9 protein-coding genes are annotated in these 7427 nt (G+C 69.7%); 5 read left to right on the top strand and 4 right to left on the bottom strand.

The window, feature by feature from the left end:
• The first annotated feature begins 78 nt into the window (after positions 1 to 78).
• Entirely contained in the window at positions 79 to 663 is a 585-nt protein-coding gene (locus tag E2651_RS39045; RefSeq protein ID WP_135336021.1) for a suppressor of fused domain protein, read from the top strand.
• An 18-nt stretch (positions 664 to 681) separates the two neighbouring features.
• Here the strand turns inward: E2651_RS39045 and E2651_RS39050 are convergent, their stop codons facing one another.
• Positions 682 to 1935: an MFS transporter gene (locus E2651_RS39050; RefSeq protein WP_135336022.1), complete on the bottom strand. Its 1254-nt coding sequence runs from the start codon at positions 1933 to 1935 to the stop codon at positions 682 to 684.
• A 172-nt stretch (positions 1936 to 2107) separates the two neighbouring features.
• Here E2651_RS39050 and E2651_RS39055 point away from each other — a divergent pair, with 172 nt between their 5' ends.
• The 3 genes from E2651_RS39055 (at position 2108) to E2651_RS39065 (ending at position 4441) form a co-directional block, all read left to right on the top strand.
• Entirely contained in the window at positions 2108 to 2749 is a 642-nt protein-coding gene (locus E2651_RS39055; RefSeq protein ID WP_135336023.1) for a DUF6758 family protein, read from the top strand.
• 145 nt (positions 2750 to 2894) lie between these two features.
• Positions 2895 to 3761, top strand: a complete 867-nt coding sequence (locus tag E2651_RS39060) for a PHP domain-containing protein (RefSeq protein ID WP_135336024.1) — start codon at positions 2895 to 2897, stop codon at positions 3759 to 3761.
• Positions 3762 to 3835: 74 nt separating this feature from the next.
• Complete coding sequence (locus E2651_RS39065) at positions 3836 to 4441, top strand: MarC family protein (RefSeq protein WP_135336025.1); 606 nt, start codon at positions 3836 to 3838, stop codon at positions 4439 to 4441.
• Positions 4442 to 4507: 66 nt separating this feature from the next.
• Here E2651_RS39065 and E2651_RS44370 read toward each other — a convergent pair whose 3' ends face one another.
• Positions 4508 to 4660 carry a hypothetical protein gene (locus tag E2651_RS44370; RefSeq protein ID WP_167829028.1) on the bottom strand — a complete coding sequence of 51 codons (153 nt, stop codon included), beginning with the start codon at positions 4658 to 4660 and terminating at the stop codon, positions 4508 to 4510.
• 210 nt (positions 4661 to 4870) lie between these two features.
• On the opposite strand from E2651_RS44370, the gene E2651_RS39070 reads away from it, so the two are divergent.
• Complete coding sequence (locus tag E2651_RS39070; protein ID WP_135336026.1) at positions 4871 to 5764, top strand: NYN domain-containing protein; 894 nt, start codon at positions 4871 to 4873, stop codon at positions 5762 to 5764.
• A 31-nt stretch (positions 5765 to 5795) separates the two neighbouring features.
• Here E2651_RS39070 and E2651_RS39075 read toward each other — a convergent pair whose 3' ends face one another.
• Positions 5796 to 6491, bottom strand: a complete 696-nt coding sequence (locus tag E2651_RS39075; protein WP_135336027.1) for an ester cyclase — start codon at positions 6489 to 6491, stop codon at positions 5796 to 5798.
• Between the two features lie 89 nt (positions 6492 to 6580).
• Complete coding sequence (locus E2651_RS39080) at positions 6581 to 7402, bottom strand: alpha/beta hydrolase (RefSeq protein WP_135336028.1); 822 nt, start codon at positions 7400 to 7402, stop codon at positions 6581 to 6583.
• Positions 7403 to 7427 lie beyond the last annotated feature (25 nt).

Genomic DNA, 7427 nt, shown 5'->3' on the forward strand with positions numbered 1-7427 from the left:
CCCGTCACCCGACCACCACCCCTCAACGACGACCCTGCGCGTCGGCACCCCCTGCTCTGTGAGTTCTATGCTCGCGTCATGGCTGATGTTCTTGCTCTGGTGGAGGCCCGTCTCCGTACTGGCCTCGGCGAACCCGACGCGCGCGCCGCGGTGACCTTTCTCGGCACTGACCGCGTCGAAGTGCTGCGCTTCACAGACGGGGACGTGGTCAGGTACGCCACCCTCGGCATGTCGGTCCATCCGATGACCGACCCGACCGCCGCGCTCGCCGATCCGGTCAAGGGCCCGCGCGCGGAACTGGTGTTGTCGGTGCGAGGCGGCATCGCCGACACGGACAAGGTGCTCCGCCCGCTCGCCGTACTGGCGGCCTCGCCGCAGGTCGAGGGGCTCGTCGTGGCCCCGGGCGCCTCGCTCGACGTGGGCGAACCGCTGTGGCCCGGCGCGCAGTTCACCTCGGTCCTGGTCGCGGAGCCGGGCGGCCTGGTGGAGGACCTGGACCTCGACGAGCCCATGGATCCCGTACGTTTCCTGCCGCTGCTGCCCATGACGCCGAACGAGGCCGCGTGGAAGCGGGTGCACGGCGCGGGGGCCCTCCAGGAGCGCTGGCTGAGCAGCGGAACGGACCTGCGCGATCCGCTGCGCAAGTCCGTTTCCCTGGACTGAAGTTCCTTACCGGGGGCTTCAGTTGGCGAAGACCGTGACGCTGTCCTGCGCCGCGTGCCGCGGTTCGAGCTCCTCGGCCTCGTAGGTGAGGGCGTCCTTGCGGGCCCAGACCACGACCGCGCCGAGCACCGCCGTGACGGCCGCGACCACGAACGGGACGTGGATGTTGCTCCACTCCTCGATCTTCGGCGCGAAGAACGGCGCGGCGGCCGCCGCGAACCACCGGACGAAGTTGTACCCGGCGCTGGCCACCGGGCGCGGCGCGTCGGAGACCCCGAGGGCCAGCTCGGTGTAGACGGTGTTGTTCACGCCGATGAAGGCGCCGGACAGGATCGTGCAGACGATGGCCGTGGTGTGCTCGCCGTACCCGAGCACCAGCACGTCCACGGCGAGCAGCACCAGCGAACCGCCGAGCACCTTCAGCGAACCGAACCGCGCCTGCAGCCGCGGGGCCACGAGCACCGAGAACACGGCGAGCAGCAGACCCCAGGCGAAGAAGATCGCGCCCGACTTGTACGGGGTCATGTTCAGCACGAACGGCGTGAAGGCCAGGACCGTGAAGAACGTGTAGTTGTAGAAGAACGCGGAGGCCGCGGCGGAGGCGAGGCCTCCGTGGCCGAGCGCCTTGATCGGGGCGAGCAGCGAGGTCTTCTGCGCGGGCTTCGGCTGCTCCTTCAGGAACGCCGTGATGCAGAGGAAGCCGACCGCCATCAGCGCCGCCGTGCCGAAGAACGGGTAGCGCCAGCTGGCGTTGCCGAGCACCGCGCCGAGCAGCGGGCCGCACGCCATGCCGAGGCCGAGCGCCGACTCGTACAGCAGGATCGCGGCGGCGCTGCCGCCGGCCGCCGCGCCGACGATGACGGCGAGCGCGGTCGACACGAAGAGCGCGTTGCCCAGGCCCCATCCCGCGCGGAACCCGACGAGCTCACCGACCGACCCCGATGTGCCGGCCAGGCCCGCGAAGACCACGACGAGCGCGAGGCCGAGGAGCAGCGTCTTCTTGCCGCCGATGCGGCTGGAGACGAAGCCGGTCACCAGCATCGCGACGGCGGTGATCAGGAAGTATGAGGTGAAGAGCAGCGAGACCTGGCTCGCCGACGCGTCCAGGCCCTTGGCGATGGAGGGGAGGATCGGGTCGACGAGCCCGATGCCCATGAAGGCGACGACGGACGCGCCGGCCGTGGCCCAGACGGCCTTCGGCTGGCGCAGAAGGCTGGTCGCGCCCTCGTCGAACGGATCCCCTTCCGCGGGGCCTCCTGTGCTGCTGTTCATGCCTGCTCCTTCGTGGCTGCCGGCGGGATCGTTGACGTATACACATATTAATTAGCGAAGCTAAAAGATGCAAGCTACATCTACTTTTCCCTGATGGCACGGGGTACGCCACCGACTCCGGACGGGTGATCGTCCTTGACGCGGCGACGACCGGGGAGGACCGTTGGGCGCTATGAGGGGCGAACCCAGTTGCCCGAAGTGTGGTGGCCGGGTCAGGGCTCCCGGTCTCTTTGCCGACTCCTGGCAGTGCAATGTGCACGGGACCGTGCATCCGCTGCAGCCTGTGATCCCGCCCAGCGTCGAGGCCCTCCAAGTCGTGGTGCACCGCGCGCAGGTGCCCGTGTGGATGCCGTGGCCGCTGCCGGTGGGCTGGCTCTTCACGGGTGTGGCCTGCGCGGGCGACGACAGAAGCGGCGGCCGCGCGACCGCCGTGGCCTGCTCGGGTCCCGCTCCGCTCGGCGGCATCGGTGAACTCGTTCTGGTCGCCGAGGAGCTCGGCGTCGGCCTCGGGGCGCGGTACGCCGGCATCGACGGCCCGGACCCCGGTCCCTATCTGAACGTCGAGAAGCCGCCGCAGGCCAAGGTTCTCGCGGCAGGCCGGCCGACGCCGATGTGGCATGTGGCGGGTACGCCGGACGACCGCGCCGTCTTCGCGGGCGAGGCGCGCGGGCTCTGGCTGTGGGCGATCGCGTGGCCGGAGCAGTCGGGGCTCTTGATGTACGACGAGCTGGTGCTGACCGATCTGCGCGACGCGGGCGCCGAGGTGGACCTGCTGCCGTGCGGGGCGCTGTCGCCGCGGATCCTGATGCCGTGAGGGTGCCCTGAGGGCGCCCTGGCGGTGTCCTGGGGGTGCCGGTGTGGTGAGCGGGGTCTCTCTCGCGGCGGGCGGTGGAGCGTCCGCCGCCCGTTATCCTTGAGCGTCCCCCTCGTCCGCCCCGTCAGAGCCTGGAGTCCGCGTCGTGCGCATCGATCTGCACACCCACTCCACCGCCTCCGACGGCACGGACACCCCGGCCGAGCTGGTGCGGGGCGCTGCCGCCGCCGGGCTCGACGTCGTCGCGCTCACGGACCACGACACCACCCGCGGGTACGCGGAAGCCGTCGCGGCCCTGCCCGCCGGTCTGACGCTGGTCACCGGGGCCGAACTCTCCTGCCGCCTCGACGGCGTGGGCCTGCACATGCTGGCCTACCTCTTCGACCCCGACGAGCCGGAGCTCGCCCGTGAGCGCGAGCTCGTGCGCGACGACCGGGTGCCGCGCGCGAAGACGATGATCGGCAAGCTCCAGGAGCTCGGCGTCCCCGTCACCTGGGAGCAGGTGGCGCGCATCGCGGGCGACGGCTCCGTCGGCCGCCCGCACATCGCCGAGGCCCTGGTGGAACTGGGCGTCGTACGCAGCGTCTCGGACGCCTTCACGCCCGACTGGCTCGCCGACGGCGGCCGCGCGTACGCCGAGAAGCACGAGCTCGACCCCTTCGACGCGATCCGCCTGGTCAAGGCTGCGGGCGGCGTCACCGTCTTCGCGCACCCCGCGGCCGTCAAGCGCGGCCAGGTCGTGCGCGAGGCCGCGATAGCGGAGCTCGCCGCGGCGGGTCTCGACGGCATCGAGGCCGACCACATGGACCACGACCCGGCCACCCGCACCCGGCTGCACGGCCTCGCCGCGGACCTCGGCCTGCTTGCCACCGGGTCGAGCGACTACCACGGCAGCCGCAAGACGTGCGTGCTCGGGGAGTTCACCACCGACCCCGAGATCTACGGGGAGATCACGCGCCGCGCGACCGGGGCGTTCCCGGTGCCGGGCGCGGGCGGACGCCCCACCGCGTAGTCCTCACTTCCACCTTTTCGCCGTCGCCCTTCCGCGCGGCGCTGTCGTACGACTCTCTCTGCAAGGCCATCACTGTGTTCGACGTCGCCGTCTTCGGCTCTCTCTTCCTCACCCTTTTTGTCATCATGGATCCCCCTGGGATCACCCCGATCTTCCTCGGACTCACCTCCGGCCGACCCGCCAAGGTGCAGAAGAAGATGGCCTTCCAGGCCGTGTGCGTCGCCTTCGGCGTGATCGCGGTCTTCGGGCTCCTGGGCCATCAGATCCTCGACTACCTGCATGTCTCCGTCCCCGCGCTGATGATCGCTGGCGGTCTGCTGCTCCTGCTCATCGCGCTCGACCTGCTCACCGGCAAGACGGACGAGCCGAAGCAGACCAAGGACGTCAACGTCGCCCTCGTGCCGCTCGGCATGCCGCTGCTCGCCGGACCCGGCGCGATCGTCTCCGTCATCCTCGCCGTGCAGAACGCCGACAGCTTCGGTACGCAGCTCTCCGTCTGGGCGGCGATCGTGGCGATGCACGTGGTGCTGTGGCTGGTGATGCGCTACTCGCTGCTGATCATCCGCGTCATCAAGGACGGCGGCGTGGTCCTCGTGACCCGGCTCGCGGGCATGATGCTCTCCGCGATCGCGGTGCAGCAGATCATCAACGGCGTGACCCAGGTGATCCGGGGCAGCTAGCGGACGGACCCGGCATGCGAAGGGCCCCCGTACTCAGTGGAGTACGGGGGCCCTTCGACGTCTGCGTTACGAGGCCGGGGATTCGGCCGGGCGGATATAGATGCGCTGGCCGATCGCTGCGGCCTGCTGCACGATCCGATTGACGGAGGCGGCGTCTACGACGGTCCGGTCCACGGCAGCGCCGTCGACGTCGTCGAGTCGCATGATTTCGAAGCGCATAAGGCTTCTCCCTTCGTCTGGTCATCCTCCTGAAGGAGAACTACTGGAGTGAGCGGAGCGCGGGGCATCGGTGTCCCGCGTTCCAAGGGGTACAACGGGTTGCCCCATGCAAACATTCCCTACGCTAAGGAAATTTTTCGACAGCCTAATTACTCATGAGTAGCGAGACCGGTTGTGTTCGCAGCGTGACCAGCGGGACAATGTGCACCAATGGACGAGGAAACCGAGATCAGAGCCCAGCTTGAGCGCGCCAACAGCCTTCTCGAGCGGATGCTCGCCGAGGTGGCGAAGACGCCGTCGACCCACGCGATCTTCGTCGACGCGGGGTATGTGTACGCGGCGGCGGGACGGCTCGCGGTCGGCACGGAGGACCGGCGGGCCTTCGACCTGGACGCGGAGGGCCTGATCGAGGCGTTCATCGACAAGGCCCGCACGATCTTCGCGGACAGCAGGCTGTTGCGCGTCTACTGGTACGACGGTGCGCGGCGCCGCATCCACACGGTGGAGCAGCAGTCGATCGCGGAGCTCCCGGACGTCAAGGTCCGCCTGGGCAACCTCAACGCAAACAACCAGCAGAAGGGCGTCGACTCCCTCATCCGGACCGACCTGGAGTCACTGGCCCGGCATCGCGCCATCAGCGACGCGGCGCTGATCGGGGGCGACGAGGACCTGGTCTCGGCGGTGGAGGCGGCGCAGGGGTACGGCGCGCGGGTGCACCTGTGGGGCATCGAGGCGTCCGACGGCCGCAATCAGGCGGAGCCGCTGCTGTGGGAGGTCGACAGTCAGCGCACGTTCGACCTCGAGTTCTTCAAGCCGTACGTGTCGCGGCGCACCGTCACGACGTACGAGACCGCGGGCACGCCCCGGCCCTCACGTGAGGACGTCCGTTTCGTGGGCGCGCAGATCGCCGCGAAGTGGCTGGCCGCGCGGGGGCGCGACGCGCTGGTGGACCTGCTGCCCGGGCACCCCTATCTGCCCGGGTCGGTCGACCAGGAACTCCTGGTGGAGGCGGAGAAGCTGCTCGCGTACTCGCTGCGGGGCCAGTCCGATCTGCGCAGGGCGCTGCGGGACGGCTTCTGGGAGCATCTGCAGACGCAGTACTGAGAAGCCGGCGTGTGTGGCGAGTCGGGGCGGGTCAGCTCTCGACCACGCCCAGCTGCTGCATGAGGCCGAGGTCGTCCACGTTCCACCAGCTCTCCGCCATCTTGCCGCCCTTGCAGCGGAAGGTCGCGTGGCCGGTGCCGGCGACATCGCGGCCGGTCGCTTCCAGGCCCTGGTACGGGCCGACGTGGCGGCCCTTGAACGAGAACCGTGCGCACACCAGATCGCCGTCGGCCATCAGGCTCTCCACGGTGGCCGTCGGGTGGAACCCCTCCATGATCTCCCGGTTCGAGATCTTGACCTCCGCCAGACCCGCGTCATAGGAGGGCTGCGACGGGTCGTGCTCCCGATAGTCGGCGGTACACATCCCGTCCATCGCGTCGGTGTTGCCCTTGTTCACCACTTCCTCGAAGAAGCCGCTGACCACGCTCTTGTTCAGCTGCTCGTCGCGCAGCACGTCGAGATCGGTGAACGACGGCGCCTCGTCGCAGAGTGCGACCATCTCCCGGAAGATCCGGTCCGTCTCCGGCAGCTGCGAGTTCGCCATCGCCGCCTCGTAGGACGGAAACTCCACGATTTCCATCAGGTGAGTGGAGTCGGAGCGGTCCCGGCCCATCATTGCGTGGGTGGCCGTCCGCTTGCCCTTGGTGGCTTCGACCCAGGTGTCCATCACCTTGTTCAGCGCGTCGATTTGATCTGTCTTACAGTCGATGACCTGGACGAATGTCATGACGCCTGCCTCCTGTGATGGCCGTACGGAGCACTTTCAGGCTAGGCCCGTAGTACGTGGCTGTCCTGATGGCGCCGATGCCCGGCCGCTCAGCCGCCGGTGCTCCGGTCCCAGAAGGCGAGGAGGGCGGCGGCGGTCTCCTCCGGTCGGTCGGTGTTGGGGGAGTGCTCGGCGCCGGTGATGACGGTGCGGTGGGCGCGCAGGCGGTCCGCCATGTCATCGAGCCAGGGGACGGGCCAGGTGTCGTCGCGCTCGCCCGAGATGACGTGCTTGGGCAGCGGCGCGGCGGCGAGTTCCGTGACGCGGTCGGGCTCGGCGCAGAGCTGCTTGCCGGTGGCGATGAGCTGGGCGGGGCTGTGCCGCAGCCAGCGCTCGCGGAGGGCGCCGTTGCCGTCGACGTCCGCGTCCTCCGGCGGGTCCTGGGCCTGGATGGCCTCCCAGGCCTCGGCCATGGACAGCACGGCGAGGGCGTCGGTCAGCATTTTGGCGCGGGCCTGCTGCGAGGGGGAGATCTGGGCGGGCCCTGATGACATGAGGGTGAGCGAGGCGAAGGTGTCTTCTCCGGGGGTCTTCAGGACCGCCGCGCGGGCGATGTGGCCGCCGAGGGAGTGGCCAAGGAGGTGGGGCCGGCCGCCGATCGCCGCGGCCTGGGCGAGTACGTCCTTGGCCAACTCGTCCTGGGCATACGGCGATTCGTCGTCCGTGGGCCCTGTGCTCTCGTACTGCCCACGGCCGTCCACGGAGATCGCCCGGTACCCGGCGTCCGCGATGGGCCTGAGGAGGGCGATGAAGTCCTCCTTGCTGCCGGTGAACCCGGGCAGCAGCAGGACGGTGCCGTTGGCCTCGCCGGCCGGGCGGGCGTCCAGGGTGGCGAAGTCACCGCGCGCGGTGCGCAGCGCGTGGGCGTCCACGCCGGGTACCGGGCGATCTCCGTGG

Origin of the sequence: Streptomyces sp. MZ04 (genome assembly GCF_004684775.1) — a bacterium.
Taxonomy (GTDB): Bacteria; Actinomycetota; Actinomycetes; order Streptomycetales; family Streptomycetaceae; genus Streptomyces.